Below are 520 nucleotides of genomic sequence, written 5' to 3'. Positions count from 1 at the left end.
AATTTCTAATTAACTACACTTTACTTTCAACACGACACATGTCGTAATGCCACCCAAAACTGTTAAGAAAATCACACCAGTATCAATTGGTTAAATATTCTTGCCAGTCTTTAAAAAAAATGGCACTTTCAGCCGCCAACTATACTGCATTTAACAATTCAATGACAGCGTAGTAACCTTACAGTCGTTCTGGTTTTGGGCTTTTATTTTAAAACTTTGAAGTTTGTTACACGGAGAACCCCTCATAATGGCAGCACAGAAACTTACTCGAGGCCGTTTTGTTCAAATTATCATCATGTTAACCGTCCTGGTGGTCGCGTTTATTTGGCGAACGATAGAACATGATTCAGTCATCAATGTGAACTGTAATACAGGTGAAAGATGTGCTTTTTTTGTAAACAATTCTCGCTTTGAAGTGCAAGTTTCTACGCAAAATATACAGATCAAAACAGACGAAAATGATTGGGTGTTTGTGAGTAAAACAGGGGAAATTATTCCAGAGATTAAGAATAGTACTTGG

The 520-nt window shown here is 36.5% G+C and carries 1 protein-coding gene; it reads left to right on the top strand.

Features of this window, described 5'->3' with window-relative positions:
* Positions 1 to 247: 247 nt before the first annotated feature.
* A partial coding sequence (locus tag QTO00_RS20715) for a hypothetical protein (protein ID WP_331426398.1) occupies positions 248 to 520 on the top strand: 273 nt, incomplete at its 3' end.

It is taken from the genome of Vibrio sp. M260118, from assembly GCF_036533755.1.
Classification (GTDB): Bacteria; Pseudomonadota; Gammaproteobacteria; order Enterobacterales; family Vibrionaceae; genus Vibrio.
The sequence above is the reverse complement of the archived record's forward strand: the minus strand, read 5'-3'. Positions and strand labels throughout refer to the sequence as shown.